Source organism: Peribacillus sp. RS7 (genome assembly GCF_041956845.1).
Taxonomy (GTDB): Bacteria; Bacillota; Bacilli; order Bacillales; family DSM-1321; genus Peribacillus.
In genome coordinates this window covers 5,087,323-5,107,707 of the sequence record NZ_CP168135.1, presented here as the reverse complement: position 1 = coordinate 5,107,707, position 20,385 = coordinate 5,087,323, and the positions used below count along the sequence as shown (strand labels likewise).

The 20,385-nt window shown below is 38.0% G+C and carries 15 protein-coding genes and 1 pseudogene; 15 read left to right on the top strand and 1 reads right to left on the bottom strand.

Translation table 11 applies throughout. From position 1 onward, the window contains the following. Window positions 1–101: 101 nt before the first annotated feature. The 9 genes and pseudogenes from sat to ACDZ29_RS25250 form a co-directional block, all read left to right on the top strand. Window positions 102–231, top strand: a pseudogene (gene sat / locus ACDZ29_RS25290) (sulfate adenylyltransferase); the annotation flags it as partial. A gap of 643 nt (window positions 232–874) precedes the next feature. Next, on the top strand, window positions 875–1,861 hold the full coding sequence (locus tag ACDZ29_RS25285; RefSeq protein ID WP_370015294.1) for an NAD(P)-dependent alcohol dehydrogenase: 987 nt from the start codon (window positions 875–877) through the stop codon (window positions 1,859–1,861). 304 nt (window positions 1,862–2,165) lie between these two features. Continuing rightward, window positions 2,166–2,690 (top strand): GNAT family N-acetyltransferase, encoded by a 525-nt coding sequence (locus ACDZ29_RS25280; protein ID WP_375089060.1) that lies wholly within the window; start codon window positions 2,166–2,168, stop codon window positions 2,688–2,690. A gap of 210 nt (window positions 2,691–2,900) precedes the next feature. After that, entirely contained in the window at window positions 2,901–3,410 is a 510-nt protein-coding gene (locus tag ACDZ29_RS25275) for a hypothetical protein (RefSeq protein WP_375089059.1), read from the top strand. Between the two features lie 202 nt (window positions 3,411–3,612). Further along, window positions 3,613–4,749 (top strand): D-alanyl-D-alanine carboxypeptidase family protein, encoded by a 1,137-nt coding sequence (locus ACDZ29_RS25270; protein ID WP_375089058.1) that lies wholly within the window; start codon window positions 3,613–3,615, stop codon window positions 4,747–4,749. A gap of 778 nt (window positions 4,750–5,527) precedes the next feature. Further along, window positions 5,528–6,976: an ATP-binding protein gene (locus tag ACDZ29_RS25265; protein WP_375089057.1), complete on the top strand. Its 1,449-nt coding sequence runs from the start codon at window positions 5,528–5,530 to the stop codon at window positions 6,974–6,976. Beyond that, complete coding sequence (locus tag ACDZ29_RS25260; protein ID WP_289325295.1) at window positions 6,973–7,659, top strand: response regulator transcription factor; 687 nt, start codon at window positions 6,973–6,975, stop codon at window positions 7,657–7,659. The genes ACDZ29_RS25265 and ACDZ29_RS25260 overlap by 4 nt, the downstream gene beginning before the upstream one ends. A 548-nt stretch (window positions 7,660–8,207) precedes the next feature. After that, complete coding sequence (locus tag ACDZ29_RS25255; RefSeq protein WP_375091219.1) at window positions 8,208–8,906, top strand: ankyrin repeat domain-containing protein; 699 nt, start codon at window positions 8,208–8,210, stop codon at window positions 8,904–8,906. An 82-nt stretch (window positions 8,907–8,988) separates the two neighbouring features. Beyond that, the gene (locus ACDZ29_RS25250) at window positions 8,989–9,948 is read left to right on the top strand and encodes a DUF4822 domain-containing protein (RefSeq protein ID WP_375089055.1); all 960 of its coding nucleotides are present in this window, start codon (window positions 8,989–8,991) and stop codon (window positions 9,946–9,948) included. A gap of 75 nt (window positions 9,949–10,023) precedes the next feature. On the opposite strand, the gene ACDZ29_RS25245 is transcribed toward ACDZ29_RS25250, so the two are convergent. Then, window positions 10,024–11,760, bottom strand: coding sequence for a methyl-accepting chemotaxis protein (locus ACDZ29_RS25245; RefSeq protein ID WP_375089053.1), 1,737 nt, complete (start codon window positions 11,758–11,760; stop codon window positions 10,024–10,026). A gap of 1,046 nt (window positions 11,761–12,806) precedes the next feature. Between ACDZ29_RS25245 and ACDZ29_RS25240 the strand changes: the two genes are divergently transcribed. From ACDZ29_RS25240 to ACDZ29_RS25215, 6 genes are all read left to right on the top strand, one after another. Continuing rightward, a complete protein-coding gene (locus tag ACDZ29_RS25240) occupies window positions 12,807–13,835 on the top strand; it encodes a TRAP transporter substrate-binding protein (protein ID WP_370015287.1) in 1,029 nt (342 codons plus the stop codon). A 36-nt stretch (window positions 13,836–13,871) separates the two neighbouring features. Further along, window positions 13,872–14,444, top strand: a complete 573-nt coding sequence (locus tag ACDZ29_RS25235) for a TRAP transporter small permease (protein WP_289316188.1) — start codon at window positions 13,872–13,874, stop codon at window positions 14,442–14,444. Continuing rightward, complete coding sequence (locus ACDZ29_RS25230) at window positions 14,441–15,718, top strand: TRAP transporter large permease (RefSeq protein WP_289316189.1); 1,278 nt, start codon at window positions 14,441–14,443, stop codon at window positions 15,716–15,718. The genes ACDZ29_RS25235 and ACDZ29_RS25230 overlap by 4 nt, the downstream gene beginning before the upstream one ends. 66 nt (window positions 15,719–15,784) lie before the next feature. Next, on the top strand, window positions 15,785–16,825 hold the full coding sequence (locus tag ACDZ29_RS25225; protein ID WP_375089051.1) for a TRAP transporter substrate-binding protein: 1,041 nt from the start codon (window positions 15,785–15,787) through the stop codon (window positions 16,823–16,825). A 24-nt stretch (window positions 16,826–16,849) separates the two neighbouring features. Further along, on the top strand, window positions 16,850–18,100 hold the full coding sequence (locus tag ACDZ29_RS25220) for a lactate racemase domain-containing protein (protein WP_289325287.1): 1,251 nt from the start codon (window positions 16,850–16,852) through the stop codon (window positions 18,098–18,100). Between the two features lie 64 nt (window positions 18,101–18,164). Then, entirely contained in the window at window positions 18,165–20,369 is a 2,205-nt protein-coding gene (locus ACDZ29_RS25215; RefSeq protein ID WP_375089049.1) for a dihydroxy-acid dehydratase, read from the top strand. Window positions 20,370–20,385: the final 16 nt, after the last annotated feature.

Sequence of the window (20,385 nt, the reverse complement as noted above, 5' to 3'; positions counted from 1 at the left end):
TGACGTTTCAAAAGGAATCTAACAAATAAACTTTTAATGAAGTATTTGAGAATGGGATAAACATTTGCTTTTATTTAGATTCGGTAAAAAAGAGAAATTGAACGAGGAATCCTGTATACCGAGCACATGAATACTAGCAAAACTGCATTGGAATCCGTTGATGGACTATTATTGCATCTCTTGTCGGTGAACGAAAAAGATGATATACCCGCTGATGTTCGAAGGAAAACTTGAGTTAACGCGTCTTGAGGTGGCTGAAGTACTTATAAGAGGCATGAAGATACAAGGATCCGAGTAAGCTATTGTAAACGCGTTTAAAGAGATTATTCAAAATCGCTTATTGGAGGGGATGCGGATTAATACAAAGAGTGCAATACTTAAATTTAATAATTCCAGTTCACATCAATCCTTGTTTTGATGCCAGAATGTAGTGTTTAGTTCTTTCAATATAAAACTCCCTAAGTTAATTAAGTATTTCTTACGAATGCTCGCTTATTCGCTGGATTTCATTCCATTGGGTATCGTAAGAAAGAGTGAATAAAAAAGGGGTTTGACCGTTTGAGCAGTATGAAGGCAGAGGGAAACAAAGGTATTAACCTAAACTCCTTAATATTCCATTTTCTGCTTACTTTCTGACGACACCCTCGGAGATCTTACTCACCCATGTCTCAACGCTTCATATTTATATGCTGTTCGTGAGCTTCCTCCTTAAGATGAGTTTTGGTTTGTGTACTCTCATCATACTGAGGGGCTCTATTTTTTTCAAAGCCGATATATAATCCTCTACAGGAATGCTAACGGAGCAAGATAGTTTAAGAACAGTTATTGAAGATTCGTAGATATTAAGTGAATTTAACGAATTGGAGGAGGATTAATGAAAGCAATTGTGTACACAAGGTACGGTCCCCCTGACGTTCTTCAACTGAAAGAGGTAGAAAAGCCTACTCCTAAGGAAAATGAAATACTGGTGAAAGTGAAAGCGACAACGGTAACAATGGGGGATATTCGGTCACGGAGCTTTACAGTTCCCCTCTCTGTTTGGCTGCCTGCTCGAATAATAATGGGATTAAGACGTCCCAAGAAATCCATTTTGGGCTTGGAGTTATCTGGGGAAGTTGAGTCAGTAGGTAAAGATGTCAAGTTGTTTAAAGCAGGTGACCAGGTTTTTGCAGCTTCCCAAGTGGGGTATGGTGCTTATGCCGAGTATAAGTGCCTGCCTGAAGACGGACCAGTTTCGATTAAACCCAATAATTTATCTGTTGAGGAAGCCGCAGCCATACCAATTGGGGCACGTACAGCATTGTTTTATCTTAGAAAAGCTAACATTCAGAGTGGTCAAAAGGTTCTTGTCTATGGTGCTTCAGGAAGTGTAGGAAGTTATGCAGTACAAATTGCCAAGTATTTCGGAGCAAAAGTTACCGGGGTTTGCAGTACTACGAATTTAGAATTGGTAAAATCTCTTGGAGCCGATAAGGTCATCGATTACACATCAGAGGATTTTTCCAGAGATGGTGAGACCTATGATGCTATCTTTGAAGCTGTAAACAAGAGTCCGTTTTCAGCTTGTATGAAATCGCTAAAGAAGGACGGAACCTATCTAAATGTCACCGTACCGTTACCTGGTGTTCGAATGCTATGGACTAAATTGACAACCAGCAAGAAGCTGATATTGAGTCAAAATTCACCTGAAACCCCCGAAGCTCTGAACTTCCTCAAAGAACTTGTTGAAGCGGGGAAGTTAAAAGTGGTTATTGACAGATATTATTCGTTTGAAGAAATAGTTCAAGCCCATAGATATGTCGAGAAAGGACACAAGAAGGGAAATGTCGTAATAAGTATGGAACCTAACAGCAAATCCTAATAAATGAAGCTCTATCCAATCACATCAGGGCAAGTAATTTGGAATCCATACATCATGAAATGTGTTTATAGGTTGGAAACCACGGAAAAACAAAAGTGAGTTTACAATCGAGCTCTCAAAAAGCTAAAGGTGCGTTCTTATTAAAAGGTTAGCCGGTTCATACTGGTTGTCCTTTCTTAAAATTGGAAATCTAATACATCAGTAGCCAGGGTAGTATGTACGGGTGTTATTGAGGAGTGCCTCTGATCGAAATAGGCCATGAATTTTTTAGAGGAATCTAGTTTTAAGCAAAGGGAGTGGAAAAATGTTTCCTATACTAGAAACAAACAGGTTGGTCTTAAGAGAATTGGTCGAAGGTGATGCATTAGATATATTAAAATGTTTTTCCAATCCAGATGTATTACGATATTATGGGCAAACTCCGTTGACAAATACAGATCAAGTGAAGCAAATAATTAGAAATTTTTCTAAGAATTTCGATGAAAAACGTGGTATTAAATGGGGAATTGAATTGAAAGGGAAGGATGGCATCATTGGAACAATAGGATTTCAAGAATGGTCTCATGAACATAAGAGAGCAGAACTGAGCTATGCACTTTTCCCAAATTATTGGGGTAACGGTTATGCAACAGAAGCTGTCAGCAAGGTGATTTCTTATGGTTTTGAAGAGCTTGACTTAACGCGTATTGGAGCAATTGTTTTTATTGAAAATAAAGCATCCGATAAGTTGTTGACAAATTTAGGTTTCATTAAAGAAGGGATATTGAAAAATTATATGTACCAAAATGATGTTTCATTTGATACTAATCTATATTCTTTATTAAAGTAAAAATCCTAATGCTATTAAACTAACGCATCCTTAGTTGTAGATCGGAGCTGTCTATAAGGCAGCTTTTTCTTTATGCATCGATCTGGGCTGATTAGTTTAACAAGGATAATTCACGATTTGTATAGAAGGTAGAGTGAAGGCACATTTGCTGGAAATGAGGTGACGTCGACTATCATAAGGAAAATTCTTATTTTATTGTTTTTGTTTGTATTGTTTCTTGGTTTAGTTGCTTGCAACATAGATGTGGTCAATGAAAATGGTAAGGAAAAAGAAGAGAAACCAGATAAAGTGGAAAATGTGGTCAATGTAAAAGACGCAGAAAAATTATTTATAGATTATAGTACAGAACTTTATACCATTAAAGATCCATCCAATCCCCCAACTTTTGATGAAATCGCAGAAAGTATTAAAGTATATTTAACAGAAGAACAATATGATGCAGAAATCGCAAACCGTAAATTTCAAATACCAGAATTGGTATCCAAACAAATTAAAAAAAGTATTGAAGTGCAAGATGTAAAACTTGAAGAACAAAGCAAAAATGATGATGGCACAATAGATTACTTATATATTATGAAATTTAAAGTTTATGACGAGAACTCATCTAAAATTTATGAGAAAGAAGGAGAACTAACCCTTTCCACCACAAAAAATAAATTAAAAATCGATCGTGATTGGAGTAGAGGAGTGAAGATTGACGGTTTAGATGGTGGACTTTAATACAATTTGATTTAGGGGTTTTAGAGCTTTGCGTTTGTTCTGTAATTATAGAAAGGCATATATTAGTTATGTCTAAATAGAGGTTCTTTTTGTTTTCAATTATTTATATTACCTAACCTATAATCTTTCAAATTGGAAATAGGAAGAATGACCCAGTGACATTAATTGCTTAACGATATATCTTAAAGCTGAGGTGTTCTAAATGACAAAACTAAATAAAATAACGAGATTGCTAGCTACCGGTTTTGCCTTCATTATTTTATGTTCAGGTTTAATCGGTTTTAACCATGCAATTATTAAGGGGTTAGAACCAACTGTAGCTAATGCAGCAACTGTAACCTATACAGCAACTGCTAACCTGAATGTCCGTACAGGTCCTTCTACAGCCAATAAAATTATAGCAACCGTTAAATCGGGCACAAAGCTAACGGTATCTGGAAAAGACATGAATGGTTGGCTAAAGGTTAGCATAAACGGTCAAACAGGTTATGTTAGTAGTAAATATGTAAAAATATCAAACTCTGGCTCTAGTACAGTTACTGTAATCTATACAGCAACTGCTAACCTGAATGTCCGTACAGGTCCTTCTACAACTAATAAAATTATAACAACCGTTAAACCGGGCACAAAGCTAATGGTAACTGGAAAAAATGCGAATGGTTGGCTAAAGGTTAGCATAAACGGTCAAACAGGATATGTTAGTAGCCAATATGTAAAGGTATCCCCTCCGTCTTCTGGCGCCATACAGGTTGTTGCAAAGCCTGAAAGTATTCCAGTTCTAGTCAATAAAAAAAATAAGCTACCAGAAAATTATGTACCAAAAGACTTAGTATATACGTCGATACCGTTTACTTTTAAAGAAAAGACAGAAAAGAGAAAAATGCGAAGTGAAGCAGCTGCTGCCATTAACAAATTATTTGCGGAATCCAAGAAGCAGGGAGTAAGTCTCCTCGGTGTATCTGCGTACAGATCACATGCTACACAAGTTGCTCTATTTGATTATTATGTAAAAAGGGATGGTTATGCAAAAGCTACCACATACAGTGCGATACCTGGAACAAGTGAACATGAAACAGGCCTCGCTATTGATGTGACAGGGGGAAATGGTAAATGCGCGGCACAGGATTGCTTTGGAGGTACTAAAGAAGCAAAATGGCTACAGGCACATGCAGATGATTATGGCTTTATTATCCGATACCCTAAAGGAAAAGAATCAGTTACTGGTTATAAATATGAACCATGGCACCTTCGATATGTAGGCAAATCTACAGCTCAAACCATTATGAGCCACGGAATTACTCTTGAAGAATATTATAATACTAGAGCCGTTCAAAACTAAAGGAATTACCCTGAAGATATATCGATTTTAGTGCTAAAACTTTAATGCCTATACGTAATGGCCAGCCTCATCAAAAACTTGATGAGGCTATTTATTATTAGGTAAACTACCAAGAATTATGTAAAAGAGATAGAGTTTATACACTTAAAAATCAAACTATTTCTATATGTAAATCACAAGAAAAGAATCCATTTTGATTAATATCTCAGAAAAAGACCAGAATTTTAAACATGGTCTTTTTCAATCCTCTGAAATTTTGATAAGCTATCGGACGTTCGTTAGATATTTTGCATGTACATATTTTGTTTCCTTACGTTCTGAATTTTGAACCAAGGAACTGCTCTTGGAATTTTATTTTACTTTCGATACCATTTGATACATTCCATGATGTACTTTGAAAACCGGCATTTTTTGTTTACTTGAACGGTAACCTTTTCTTACGGAACTATAGGAGAGTTATAGTTATTAAGAACTATTGGATAATTTATGAACTATACGATGATTATAATAGGAAGTATAAAAAAATAATTTTTACCAAATAAATTTTGCTGGATACCACAGATCTTCTTTATTCTAAGGGCATTCTGTTTGAATCGATTAGGGTAAAAATCTTAAGGGTTTTTTCTATGTATTTTAGAAAGTTTTAAGATTTGTGTGATATGGTTCTTTTAGTTCTGGAAAATTATCGTGGGAAACAGCATATTGCCGACAAGAACATTAGATAAACGATGAACAATCTAAAAAGAGTAAACGTGAGATCGATACGGGGTGAATATATTTGTCAATTAAAATGAGGTTTCTGTTGTCCTACGTTGGAGTAATCCTTATTTCCATCACTTTATTTTTAGCAGCCGGATTTTTACTTATTTTTGCAATAACAGGTGATGTGAAATCGATAGAGCATTTATACAAAAAATCTTATCTCCAAAAACCTTTGACTGCAGTAGAGGAAAGTGTGTTTCTCGATTTAAAGCTTTTGGCAAAAAATAACCCTGAGCAGCTTCTAAACGAAAATCAGCTGAAGAAGATTGAACATAAGGATATTAAGATTGTCGTTAGAAAAGATAAAAACATTGAGTATGCTTCCCCAACACTAGATAAGCTAGGATTGGTTCCATCACTTCCCAAGTTCGAAGAAACGAACATCAATACGCGGGACACAATCAAAATGAAAGACTCTTTTTTCACATATGTGAAGTTTGATTTTTATTTTTCGGATAAAAGTGAAGGAAGTATTTTTGTATTGAGAAAGGCAAGTTCCTATGCCGAGTTGACTCGGGAATTGTTTCCCATTTTATTCGCTCTATTGCTATTATTGTTTGTAATGATTATAGGACTTTTAAATTATTTAGTTTCACAAAGCATCATCAAACCCATCTCAATACTTAAAGAAGGTGCAGAGCGGATAAAATCAGGAGATTTAAACTTTGAAATAAAAGCGTCTTCGAATGATGAAATCGGACAATTGAATAGAGCGTTTGAGGAAATGAGAAAAAAGTTAAAAGAGTCCGTAAACCTTCAGCTTCAGTATGAGGAAAATCGCAAAGAACTCCTTTCCAATATTTCTCATGATTTGAAGACACCGATCACTTCGATTATGGGATATGTTGAGGGGATAAAAGACGGGGTAGCAAACACCCCGCAGAAAATGGACAAGTATTTATCAACTGTATACCTTAAAGCAAGAGATATGGATACATTGATAGATGAATTGTTTTTATTTTCCAAGCTGGATTTAAAAAAAGAACCATTCACTTTTGAAACGGTCAGACTAGATAAATATTTGAAAGACTACGTAGAAGAACTTCAACTGGATTTACTTCAACAAGGAATTCATATTGAACTTCATGTGATGAATAAACCGATATATGTGACAGCGGATAGAGAGAAATTAAAACGCGTATTGGCCAACCTAATCAGCAATTGTATAAAGTATATGAATAAAGATGAAAAACACATTTCCATTTCTCTGCATGAAGGTCTATATGATGTAGTTGTACAAGTAACAGATAATGGCTATGGAATAGAATCTTCTGCTTTGCCTTATATTTTTAACCGCTTTTATCGTGCTGAGCAATCTAGAAATTCTCGGACAGGTGGAAGTGGTTTAGGACTTGCGATCGCAAAAAAAATTATCGGCGAGCATGGAGGAGATATTTGGGCTACTAGTGAAATAGGAAAGGGTACAAGTGTCTTCTTTTCCATAAAGAAAGGTGAGGAAATGTGAAAAAGATATTACTTATTGAAGACGAAGTCAGTATTGCAGAATTGCAAAGGGATTACTTGGAAATTAATGATTTCAGTGTCGATATTCAATATACAGGTGATGCAGGTCTCCAACAGGCCCTTCAGGGAAATTATCATTTAATCATTTTGGACATCATGCTTCCAGGGTTGAATGGATTTGAGATATGCAAACAAATACGTGCTGTCAAAAATATCCCGATATTGCTTGTTTCCGCCAAAAAGGAAGATATCGATAAAATTCGGGGGCTTGGTCTAGGGGCAGATGATTATATTACAAAGCCCTTTAGTCCAAGTGAACTAGTTGCAAGAGTAAAGGCGCATTTAGCGCGTTATGAACGTTTATCAGGAAGTCACCCCAAATCCAATTCCATCTATGTTCATGGAATTTCTATAGATAAGTCAGCACGCAGAGTTCATATAAACGGAGAGGTGATCCCGTTTACAACAAAGGAATTCGATACGTTAGTATTTTTTGTCATGCATCCGAATCAAGTATTAAGCAAAGAGCAGCTTTATGAAAATATTTGGGGATTGGAATCGGCTGCAGATGTTTCGACTGTCACCGTCCATATCAGGAAACTACGTGAAAAAATTGAAAGAGATCCTGCACATCCTAAATTTTTGGAAACTGTTTGGGGAGCAGGATATCGCTTTAATGTTTAAATAGTATGTTTTATGACCCGTCACGAAGGTGGCGGGATTTTTTTATAAACATTAAGAAATTTTATTAATAAGTTAATCTTTTTTTAAGAAATTGTTTAGAGGGAGTTTAAGAATAAGCACTATCATAATGTAGACGGAATAACAAAGCGACTAAAAATTAAAAGGGAGAAAAAATCCTCATGGATAGAACAAACCATTTTATTGGCACATCAGTATAACTGAAAAAGGAGGAAGCGGCTAATTCATTGCTACCGATTCTATTGATTAATGGAACCAAATGACCCGAAAAAACACGTGGAATGACAGTAATTCAAGAAGTGTACCGTAAAATGGGAAGCCATTTCTCTGAGACAGTTAGACTTTAATCCAGGGGCGAACCTTGTCCTATGTGGCAAGGGCCATACGATGGCCGCCCGCAGTTTGCTGCTTCCCAAAAAGAAAAGCTGCTTAATCCCAAATCGCATGTCATAGCAAAAGGCGATCAAAGCCTTTTGATTTATGGTTCAAGCGCAAAAATAGTAACAAATAATTACAGGATGGTGTGCTTCATGTGGAGACGGCTATCAATTTTCATTGGATGCTTTTTCATCCTTCAAGGATGTGTCTTAGATAATGAAAGAGAGCTAAATAAACAAGAAAAGGAGACAGGCAAAGGTATGAATGAAGAACTGATCCAAGCTGCAGAACGTAAAGACACGGAAACGGTAAGAAGGTTGATCGAGCAAGGTGCAGATATTAATACACAGGACACAGAAGGGCGAACTGCCACTATGATTGCGACTTATATCAATGATGTAGAGACTGCAAAAATACTAATTGAAGCGGGTGCCGACGTCAACATCCAGGATAACATGGAAAATAACCCTTTCTTGTATGCCGGTGCAGAAGGTTTTAAAGATATTCTAAAACTTACGATTGAAGCAGGTGCCGACCCGACAATTACTAACAGGTATGGTGGAACGGCTTTAATCCCAGCTTCGGAACATGGATACGTGGATATTATTAAAGAACTTGTTACTACTGATATGGATATCAATCATGTAAATGATCTCGGTTGGACAGCTTTGCTAGAAGCCATCATTTTGAATAATGGTGATGGGAGACAGCAACAAACAGTGCAATTGTTGATTGATCATGGGGCTGATGTCAACATTCCTGATAAAAATAATGTGCCCCCTTTACAACATGCACGCAAAAAAGGATTTAAAGAGATTGAACAAATTTTACTAAAAGCAGGAGCAAAATAACCAGATCATAGATGAATCTATAAAGTCAATATTTGCACTACTAAATAATAAATACAACAATATACAATGAGGAGACAAAAAAATGAATAAAAAAGCAAAAATTTCATCTTCTATACTACTGGGGTTAACATTGACCATAACGGGATGTAACACAAACGCACAAGACAATCCAAGTGCACAGAAACATGAACAAACTGCTAAAGAGAGTAAACAAGAAAATAAGTTAACCGAAGGACAGGAATTGACTAAAATCCTTAGTAGCACGAATTGGCAAGGTACAAAAGTTTATGATAAGAATAATAATGACTTAACAATGGAGAATGCTAACTTTATTGGTCTTGCGAAATATGACGATGAAGCATCCAGATATGAATTTTTTGATAAAAATACCAAAAAAAGTCGTGGTGATAAAGGAACATTCTTTATCACCAACGGGAAGATGCGAGTGTTAATTTCAGAATCAATGGGTTACCAAGCTGTTGTTGAAATAACAGAACTGAATAAGGATATGTTTACCTATAAAAGAATGGGTAAAGATGCTAATGGTAACGACGTAGAGGTGTTTGTTGATCATATTCCTTATAATGAAACAGAACTTACATTTACTGATCCAGATAAAACTTTGGAAACTTACACAGGGGAAGTAGATACAGACGTTGATGGAGACAAAATTTTATCTAGCACCCCATGGCAAGGAACAGTGGCCTTGGATGAAAAGGGAAATGATGTATCTAGCTATAATTCGAATTATTTAGGTCTAGCAAAATTTGAGGATAAAACAAATAAGTATGAATTTTTTGATGCTAAAACCGGTGAAAGCCGAGGTGATTACGGCTATTACGATGTTGTACATGGAAATAAGATAAGAGCCCATGTTTCACAAGGGAAAAATAAGTATGGCGCAGTTCTTGAACTTACAGAACTTAATGAAAATAAATTCACTTATAAAAGAATCGGTAAAGATAAAGATGGAAAAGAAATAACGATAACAGTTGAACATATCCCTTATGAAGGTGATTTGAAACTAAAATCAAATAGGTAAAATATAAAAAAGGGATTTTGCATTAATAGCAAAATCCCTTTTTTTAGATAGTAATAGAATAGTGGTTCAAGTTTTTTACACGTTAAACTGTTCAACAGATGTTTCTAGGTCATTAGCGAGTTTTACCATTGATGAGGTCGAGGAAGAGATGTCCTCCATGGATTTTGCTTGTTGATCGGTTGAATGTGCCACGTGCTTTGAAGCCATGGCTGTTTCCTTCGTTAACCCAGCAAATTCTTCTATCGAAGCATTGATTTCCTGTGAACTTGCGGCCATTTGCTCGGTAATGGCGGATATTTCTTGAATTTGCTCACTAACATGCTCAAAAGATTTTATGGTCTGTTTAAAAGTTTTTTTTGTATTCAGGACAAATTTTGTCCCTTCCTCTACCTCTTTCGTTCCAGCTTCCATCATTTTCACTGATTTATTTATGATGGATTTAAAATTAAGCAGGGACTCTTGTATATTGATAGCAGATTCCTTGGTGCCCACTGCCAATTTCCGTACCTCGTTAGATACCACCGCAAAACCTTTACCCTGTTCACCGGCTCTAGCAGCTTCAATAGCAGCATTTAATGATAGCAGGTTTGTTTGCTCTGCAATTCCTGTAATTAAATGTACAATATTCACAATCTCATTTGCTTGTTCGTCCAATTTTTTTATTTCTGAACTTGTTTGCAGCATAACATCTTTTACTTGTAAAATTTGATTTGAGAGTTCATTAATATCTTTATTTCCAATGGACATTCTAGTTGAAACATGATTTGTTTGTTCACTGACTTCTGACGAAGCTTCGGCAATTCTTTGTATCCCTATGGTCATTTCCTCGATGACCCTAGATGATTCTTCACTTCTGTACAATTGCACTTCTGTAGCTCCTGCAACTTGTTGAATGCCTTTAACGATATATTGCGTGGAGATATCCATTTCTTTGATTTTGTGTTCGATATCACTTGATGAATCCAAAAGCAGTAAGGATGATTGTTTCATGGAGTTGACGATCATCATTGTGTTGGTAATCATTTCTTCAAAGGATTTCACTAAAACCTTGATTTCGTCGTTTCCGTTTACCCTCGTTTGGCCAATCAGCTCATTGGCTGTTAATAAATTTCCATTGGAGATTTCCTTTGCAGCCATGCTGACCTTGTGAAGGGGGCTTAACTTTCTAGTCAAGAACCATATTAGAGCACCCACTATGATTGCCATTAAGATTACATTGATTATTATTGTTAGGGGAAGGATCCCATTAAGAACCTTGCTGGCAGTAGCATCGACTTTGCTGGCATCAATATCTACCCCTAATATTCCAATGACCTCTTCGCCTTTCATTATTGGAACAAAAACGGATAAATAGTCACCATAATCAGGGTCATGAACAATGGAAGTGGTAGAAACCTTTCCCTTCATAACGCTTTCAACATCCTGATATGCAGTTACGGTTGTAGGGGTTAAAATTGGCGATGCTTTTTTATCTCCCTTACTCATTCCATCTATAAGAATATGAACTTTTTCGCTTTTTTCATTAATCCCCAATGTATATACATATAGTGCTCCAGTTTTTTGTTTAAAATCGTTTAACTGTTCGCGTATTTCCCAATAGGTTGGGGTTTCAGATTGATTACTTAAAAAATCAGCATAAGACGTTGGATTAATGCCTTGAGCAATGTTGCTTGCTAAGTCTAAGCTGCTCGTGGCTATTGTTTTCTCTACCGTATCATTTGTACTCTTATACATTAAAAGTAAACTTCCGATTAATGCAACGATCATGCCTACTAAAAGAACAAAACCTATTTTCGTACTAAGTCTATTCATCTTTGTCTTTTCCTTCCCGTGTTATATATTAACCAGCATGTTCTATATATCGGTAATAAATAGATATCTTTAATGAGTCCCTGTTAAAAGCCTGGGGTAGAGTTTTTTAACCGGATGTAAGAGAGGTTCATAATGAATGGTCTCAATAAAAAAAAATTTATCAATGGCAAGGATGAAAAAGATGTATCTATTAAAATGAACTTTTGAAGGAAAAGGGCGGGTCAATATACTTAATAACAAGGGGGAAATTAAACAAGCGAATACCACTCTAATGAAGCGGAAGATCAAATATGAAAATCAAATATTGGCCGAAAGCATCATATCATTTGATATCCCGAAAAAATTTTAACAAGTAAAAAATTTATCTTATTTTCATTTAAAGGGTCTAACTTTTTCTAATAGGATAGAGTGGATTAAAAAAATAAACTTTAGCCGTGGTAATGATTGTTTAAATAATGTCGCCTTAACCAAATGGAAAGTAAAGTAATTCTTAAAGGGAAGGCTGATTATTCAGCTGGCAAAACGAAATTCCGACTCAAATCTCTGTAAAAAGGAGTAGAAGAATGTACTTTAAATAGAACCTTTGGTTTTGTTTGGTTCCCTATCTTAGAAATATCTTAGTATAGAAAAAATCAACTTCATCTTGCCTGTTTTGATTCTGCAATTGCCTGACTGGAAAGGGCGTTGGTTAAAAAGTTTTAATGATTGACATATTGATATGTGACAAAAGGAGTATTTTTTTAATTGTTATAAAATTCAAAAAATGGTTTGACTTTAGTAAAAATGGAAGCTTATAATCAACGTAAGATCCTGAATTTGAAAACAGGGTTTTGCATTATAGAACAAATTCTTCGCCTTATAGAAAAGTAATAAATGCATATGTAAAACGTCATAAGCGGTAAAGTGTTTTCCTTACTCCGAGTAAAACAAAAACGGGGTTTTACATTATAAAACGATTTCGCCTTTGGCTTATACAAGAGTATGGAGAAGTAATTAATTTCAGCCCGTTATGATAACGCTTACAAAAACTTTGGGGAGGGTTTTACTTGAAAAAAAGAAAGCTTTTTGTATTCTCCACAGGCTTTACTCTTGCAGTGGCATTGCTTTTATCAGGATGTGGTGGTGGTGAAGGAGAAAAAACCAGCGGATCTGGAATTGAAAAGAAAACGATTAAAGTGGCACATTATTTTGCCGAAAATCATCCTCAGAACATTGCCTTAAAAGAAAAATTTAAAAAAATGGTTGAAAAAGAGAGTAATGGTGAACTTAAGGTTCAGATTTATGCAAACAGTACATTAGGTGCAGAGAAAGAATTCTATGACGGTGTCAGAAACGGAACAATCGAAATGGGTGTTCCCGGGCTAATCATGCAGTCGGACATTCCGAAAATGGGTGTTCCGGAATGGCCATTCCTATTTAGGGATTACGACCATGTAAAGAAGGTATTGAATGGACCTATTGGAGAGGAATTGACGGAAGAGCTTGATCCAAAACATGGAGTGACACCTCTTTCATGGAGTGCAAATGGATTTAGGATGTTTTCGAGCAATCGTCCAATCAAGAGTATGAAAGATTTTGATGGACTTCGACTTAGAATGCCGAACATCCCTAATTACATAAAATTAGGTGAATCATTAGGGGCAAACGTAAGCCCATTACCTATTTCAGAAGTTTTTACCGCACTTGAACAAAAGGTGGTGGATGCTCAAGATAATCCCATTGCCACGCTGAGATCCTCGGGGTGGAATGAAGTTCAAAGTGATGTTCTAGAATCCAAGCATATGTTCAGCCCCAATATTTACATTATTAATAGCAAATTCTTTAACGGTCTTACAAAGGAACAACAAAAAATCATTCAAAAAGCAGCAAAAGAGTCGGCAGCATATGAGTTTGATTTGATGGAAAAAAGTTACGAAGATGACAAAGCATTTCTTAAGGATAATGGTATCAAGTTCACTAAGCCTGACGAAGATTTTTCACAAAAAATGTTAAAAGCATCTCAACCTGTTTATGATGAAGTCTTTGAGGAAAATGACTGGGCAGAAGAGCTTGTTGGAAAAATAAAAGCAGAATAATGCAGGCGCTCTAGATAGGAAGGGGGAGATGTATAGGTGAATAAAATTTCCAGAATCTTAGAAAATTCGTTGAACATTATTATGGCTGCTGCGTTAGCAATAATGGTCGTACTCGTGTTTGGTAATGTAGTTCTTCGTTATTTCTTTAATTCAGGGATTACTTGGTCAGAAGAAATGTCAAGATATCTCTTTATTTGGTTGACGTTCCTAGGCGCCATCGGAGCTTTCAAAAACAAAGAACACTTGGGTGTCGACATGGTCATCAAACGGCTCCCAATTAAGATGAAAAAAGTGGTACTCGTTATTAGTGATTTGTTGATGCTTTTCGTTCTTCTCCTGATCCTGGATGGCAGCTGGAAAATGACGTTGATAAACATTGACAGTACAGCACCAGCCACTGGCATGCCACTGGCATTTGTATATGGGACAGGTATTCTTGTGAGTGTTTCAATGGGCAGTATGATCATTTTCAACTTGTATCGGATTTTCTTCAATAAAATTAAAGACGAAGAATTAGTGATGATAAGTGAGTCAGAAGAGTTAATTTCTCTCCATGCTGATGAATTTGCTTCAGATATTAGGATAGCTAAGGAGGAGAAACAGGGATGATAGGTGTATTTGTCGGATCTTTACTGGGAGCCATGGGACTTGGAATACCTATTGCCTTTGCCTTACTTGTGAGTAGCGTAGTGCTAATGTACTTCCTTGGTATTTTTGATAGTCAAATTATCGCGCAAAACCTTATCAGTGGTGCGGATAACTTTCCTCTAATGGCCATACCGTTTTTTATGCTGGCTGGAGAAGCGATGAATCGGGGCGGATTATCACGGCGTATCGTTGAGATGGCAATGAAGATGGTTGGCCATATCAAAGGAGGTCTTGGCTATGTAGCGATCATTGCAAGTGTGTTGTTTGCAAGTTTATCCGGATCTGCTGTTGCAGATACAGCAGCGCTTGGAGCTATATTGATTCCAATGATGGTGAAATCTGGTTATGATGTGAACCGGTCAAGTGGGTTAATTGCATCAGGTGGTATCATTGCTCCGATCATTCCACCAAGTATTGGCTTTATCATTTTTGGTGTCGCGAGTGGTGTGTCCATTACAAAGCTGTTTATGGCAGGAATCGTACCAGGTATTTTACTTGCGGTTGGACTTACGGTTACCTGGGCCATTGTTGCACGAAAAGATAAAGTCGCGGTTAATCCTCGAGCATCAGCAAAAGAAATACTTATCTCACTCCGACAAGGCATATGGGCTCTATTCCTGCCAGTCATTATCATTGGGGGGTTGAAATTCGGACTATTTACCCCGACTGAGGCTGCAGTGGTGGCTGCAGTTTACGCAATATTTGTCGGTCTTGTAATCTATCGTGAAATGAAAGTGAAAGATTTGTACGATGTCTTTGTTCATGCAGGAAAAATGACAAGTGTGGTCATGTTTCTGGTCGCCGCAGCACTAGTGTCATCCTGGCTGATAACTGTAGCCGATTTACCTGGCCAGGTAATTGGATTGCTGGAACCATTCATGGATCATCCATTCCTTCTATTAATAATGATTAACTTACTGGTTATCGTAGTTGGAACTGCAATGGATATGACGCCGACAATCCTTATTCTTACACCTGTCTTGATGCCATTGGTGGTCGCTGCAGGAATCGACCCAGTTTACTTTGGTGTCCTGTTTATCCTGAATAATGCCATTGGTTTACTTACACCACCGGTCGGAACCGTATTAAATGTCATGTGTGGCATAAGTAAAATCAGTATGGAAGATATCATGAAGGGAATTTGGCCTTTCTTGCTCGTGGAAGTAATTGTATTGATCTTGTTGATTTTGTTTCCTTCCTTAGTAATGGTTCCTCTAGAATGGTTTACTTCCTAACGGAATTAAACAAGTAATTGGGTCTGTATGCTGATATTCATCTTATTTTATAGGAGGAAAAAGAAAATGAATATTTTGTTCAAACGTTTGGCGGTTGGAGTTTTACTGCCTTCAGTACTACTATTAAGTGCTTGCGGAAGCGGACAAAATGAAAGCGCTACAGCTGACGGTATACAGGAAAGAACAATCAAAGCAGGAATTGGCAATAGTAAAATGCACCCACAAGGGCAGGGAATGGAGAAATTCAAAGAACTGGTTGAAGAAAAAAGCGGAGGGAAGATGAAAGTCCAAAACTTTTTTGATGCCACTCTCGGGGATGATCAGAAAATGACAGAAGCACTTCAAGGCGGTTTACAGGAAGTAACAGTTCCTTCAACCTCTCCGCTTGTGGGGATGATTAAGGAATTTGGAATATATGACTTCCCATTTGTCTTTAATAATGAAGAAGAGGCTTATACAGTACTTGATGGTGCAGTAGGCAAAAAGCTTTTGGATAAACTTCCGGAACATGATTTAGTAGGTCTGGGATATTGGGAAAATGGTTTCCGAAACGTAACCAACAGCAAACACCCTGTTAAAACGGCTGAAGATTTCAAAGGCCTTAAACTTCGTACGATGCAAAATGAAGTGCATTTAGATGCATTTTCCAAGTTGGGTGTTAATCCATCGCCGATGGCTTTCTCTGAAGTATTTACTGCGTTGGAAACAGGCACTGTGGATGGTCAAGAAAATCCGCTCGCAACAATTCAAACGCAAAAATATAATGAAGTGCAAGACTACTTAAGTTTAACAAATCATGTTTATACACCATTTGTATTCCTTGTAAGTAAAAAGTTTTGGGATGACCTATCAGAACAAGAGCAAAAAATCATGAGTGAGGCCGCACAAGAGGCTGGAAAGTATCAACGGGAAGTTAACCAAAAAGAAAATGAAAAAGCACTTAAGTATCTAAAAGAAGAAGGAATGAAAATCAATGAAGTAGAGCCGGAAGAAATGGAAAAAATGAAGAAAGTCATCCAACCAGTGACGGACGAATATGCTCAGAAATTTGGTCAGGATCTAGTAAAAGAAATGATGAGCGAAGTTGAAAAAGTACGCGGTAAATAATCCAGACTGTTTGGAGGATGGAAAATGAATATTATCACTGACCTTTTACGTGAAATCCCATTACCGAAAATGGTCAAAGTGAGGCAGAAATTTTGTACACCTCAAATCGCTGATGTAGCTGGTGAGGTGAAGAAGGCATTAAAAGAAGCAGGTGTCTTATCAAGAATAACTGAAGATGACAGGGTGGCAATTGCAGTAGGAAGCAGAGGGGTGGCGGACCTTCCTATACTAGTAAGGGAAACGGTAGCGGCTGTTTTGGATGCTGGCGGAAATCCTTTTATCGTACCAGCAATGGGAAGTCATGGGGGTGCTACAGCGGAAGGGCAAATAGATGTGTTGCTTCAGCTGGGTGTTACAGAAGAAGCGGTTGGAGCGCCAATCATGTCATCGATGGAAGTTGTTAAATTGGATGAATTGCCAAATGGGCTCCCTGTATATATAGATAAACTAGCATATGAATCGGATAAAATCATAGTCATTAATCGGATAAAACCGCACACGGCATTTCGTGGACCGGTTGAAAGCGGACTTATGAAAATGATTACAATCGGTTTGGGCAAGCAAAAGGGGGCCGAAGCTGCACATGCGTACAGCTTTAAGTATATGGCGGAACATGTCCCTGAGATGGCTAAGGTTTCCTTGAGAAAAGCCCCTATCATATTTGGGCTAGCGACTATTGAAAATGCCTATGATAAACCAGCGAAAATCGTCGCAGTCCCAGCAGAGGATCTGGAAGAAACGGAGCCGGGACTTTTGCTTGAAGCCAAATCATTGATGCCGAAAATACATTTCGATTCGATGGACGTACTAATTGTAAATGAACTCGGAAAGGACATCTCGGGGGATGGAATGGATCCGAACATAACGGGTAATTTCGCCACTCCATATGCTACCGGGGGGCCAGATGTTAGACGGACCGTTGTTCTTGGACTTACTGAAAAAACTCACGGTAATGCAAACGGCATCGGCATGGCTGATATGACGACGAAGGCGGTCATGAATGAAATCGAATGGGAAAAAGGGTATGCCAATGCACTCACCAGCACAGTGACAGATGTAGTAAAGCTCCCGATGTTTTTAGATACGAACGAATTGGCTGTTAAAGCCGCTATCAAAACGTGCAATGCCTTCGATTTGAATAAGGTAAGAGTCGTAAGAATAAAAAACACGCTTGATATCGGTGAAATTTGGATTTCTGAAAGCATGTTGGAAGAAGCTTTAAAAAACAAAAATATAGAGATCCTGTCAGAACCAGAAGAATTGGCACTAGACTAAAAACCTTTTTTAATATTTTTAGAGAATGGAAGAATTAATTTGAAATCTGAAAAGGAGTGCTGAAATGACACACCTATATCCACTAATTGATAACGAAATAAACCCTTACCGCGATAATGTACAAGGAAAAGCAAATGAACCCATTACGGTTGCGGGTCTGTTGGACCGTTCGAAGCTGACGCTTGGCACCACATATGAAGGGGGCAAGCCTGATTGGACGCTTGAAGAAATTTATATGCGGCTAGAGAGGAATGCACCGCGTATTGCAATTATCGGTGGTTCGTCCGATCACCCGGCCCATATAATGGATTATCAAACGTCGGCACGGGCGGCAATCCGCATCTGGCAAAACGGCGGCGTGCCGTTTCATTTCTCGACACCGGTAATGTGTGATGGAACTGCGCAAAACAATCAAGGAATGAGTTACTCTCTTCAGAGCCGGAATGCGGTTGCACAAATGGTTGTCAACCAGCTGGAGGCACACAGTTATCATGGTGCATTCGTCATTCAAGGGTGTGATAAGCAGCCTCTTGGAGTGGTAAGTGCACTAGCACATGTTGATCGTGTGCGCCGCAACCGTGGTGAAGCACCCTTTTTCGCAACATTTGCACCTGCTCACGTATTAGAAGGAGGTTCGATTCCAGCTGACGTGATAGAAGAACTGGAAACACTTGCAAAAAAAGCGGAAAGTAAAGGCGCAGCCGATGTAGCCGTTGATTTACGAGATACGATGGCATATATATTGCAATGTTCTTCGAATACTGCATTCCAGGGCGTGTTTGAACGGGCATATGAACGAGGAATATTGACGAAGGAACAGCATAAGTATTTTGAAATGAGACTTGCTGTCGCAACATGTGACGGGCAGGGAGGTGTATGTGCCTTTAATGGAACGGGCAATAGTTCACGTCATTTAGTGGCAGGCATGGGTCTCGTTCATCCAGCCGTTGAGCTATTAACCGATCCACCAACACAACGCCAAATTACCTCGGTACTTGATAGCTTTGCCGGCATGATAAATGACGAGCGCTACGGCGTGGCCAACATTGTCGCTACGAACATAAAAAATGCAATACGTATTCACAGCGCTTCGGGTGGTTCTACAAACTTAATGATGCATATTGTCGCAGGCATGCTTTATGCAGGATACAAATTCAGTTTATGGGACATTGATCGCATCCAGCATTTACATCCAATTCCAGATTTATTTGACTACAGTTTGACAGAAGGAAGGGACATTTATTCACTTGCCATGCAGTGTTGCAGCGGGAAAAGCAGGGGTATGGAAACACTTTTTTATGAACTTATTGAGAATGGCGTACCAATGGACCAGGATGCGCCGACTGTCGCAGCAAAAACTTGGAAAGAACGTCTTTCGATTACAAGTAGCCTAAAAGCGGTTAACGTAAAGAAAGATCAGGTCATTTTGTCCAGTCCACGCCGTGGATTCAGCGGTGTTGATGTATTAAAAGGAAACTTCTTTGAAAGCGCGGTTGTAAAAATCAGCGGAATGCCGACACCACAGCTTGACCAATTCGATGATAAGCTGGCATTTGTCCTTTATTACGAAAATGAAGATGATGCAAATAAAAGCCTACTCGATTCAAATCTGCTTTCAAAAATAAAGGAGCAAAAGCTTTTCGAACATAATCTATTGCTCGAATCTCTTAAATACAACAAGGAGTCGGAATGGTCTATTTTTAAATCTGCTACCTATGAGGAGCTATTTGACAGGATGGTTGAAGAGGGCACTTTGAAAATTGCAATCATTATTTCAGGGCAGGGGCCAGTAGCATTTGGCATGCCGGAAATGTTTACACCAATGCAGCATATCAATGCAAACCGTATTATGAAAAAAATCGCAACGATCATTAGCGACGGCCGCTATTCAGGTGTCACGTATGGTGCTGCCATAGGACATATGACACCAGAATCGTATGAAGGTGGCGGCATTGGTTTACTTAAATCAGGTGATGTAATTCACCTTCAGCTTCGTGACCGACGCATCGATTTTGTCGATTCTACTCAACTTAGTTCGGGGAAGGTTGTTCATGAATTTGCGGAACTTTTAAAAGAAGAAAGACAATCATTGGTAGCGGAACGCAAGCTGCGGATGAAAGTTCGACAAAAAATGGTTGCGGCCAGCAACAGGATGTTTGGACATACAGATGCAGCTAATGGTGTGGTCCCGATCGCTGTCATTGAAGATGCGGTACTGGATTATGAACAGGATATTTTACTCCAGGAAAAAAAAGTAGTAATAAAGTGAGGAATGCTCGTCATAA

Excerpts from the sequence above, each read along its gene's own strand:
- ACDZ29_RS25285 (WP_370015294.1), top strand. The coding sequence starts at position 875 with ATGAAAGCAATTGTGTACACAAGGTACGGTCCCCCTGACGTTCTTCAA.
- ACDZ29_RS25280 (WP_375089060.1), top strand. The coding sequence starts at position 2,166 with ATGTTTCCTATACTAGAAACAAACAGGTTGGTCTTAAGAGAATTGGTC.
- ACDZ29_RS25270 (WP_375089058.1), top strand. The coding sequence starts at position 3,613 with ATGACAAAACTAAATAAAATAACGAGATTGCTAGCTACCGGTTTTGCC.
- ACDZ29_RS25255 (WP_375091219.1), top strand. The coding sequence starts at position 8,208 with ATGTGGAGACGGCTATCAATTTTCATTGGATGCTTTTTCATCCTTCAA.
- ACDZ29_RS25250 (WP_375089055.1), top strand. The coding sequence starts at position 8,989 with ATGAATAAAAAAGCAAAAATTTCATCTTCTATACTACTGGGGTTAACA.
- ACDZ29_RS25245 (WP_375089053.1), bottom strand. The coding sequence starts at position 11,760 with ATGAATAGACTTAGTACGAAAATAGGTTTTGTTCTTTTAGTAGGCATG.
- ACDZ29_RS25230 (WP_289316189.1), top strand. The coding sequence starts at position 14,441 with ATGATAGGTGTATTTGTCGGATCTTTACTGGGAGCCATGGGACTTGGA.
- ACDZ29_RS25225 (WP_375089051.1), top strand. The coding sequence starts at position 15,785 with ATGAATATTTTGTTCAAACGTTTGGCGGTTGGAGTTTTACTGCCTTCA.
- ACDZ29_RS25220 (WP_289325287.1), top strand. The coding sequence starts at position 16,850 with ATGAATATTATCACTGACCTTTTACGTGAAATCCCATTACCGAAAATG.
- ACDZ29_RS25215 (WP_375089049.1), top strand. The coding sequence starts at position 18,165 with ATGACACACCTATATCCACTAATTGATAACGAAATAAACCCTTACCGC.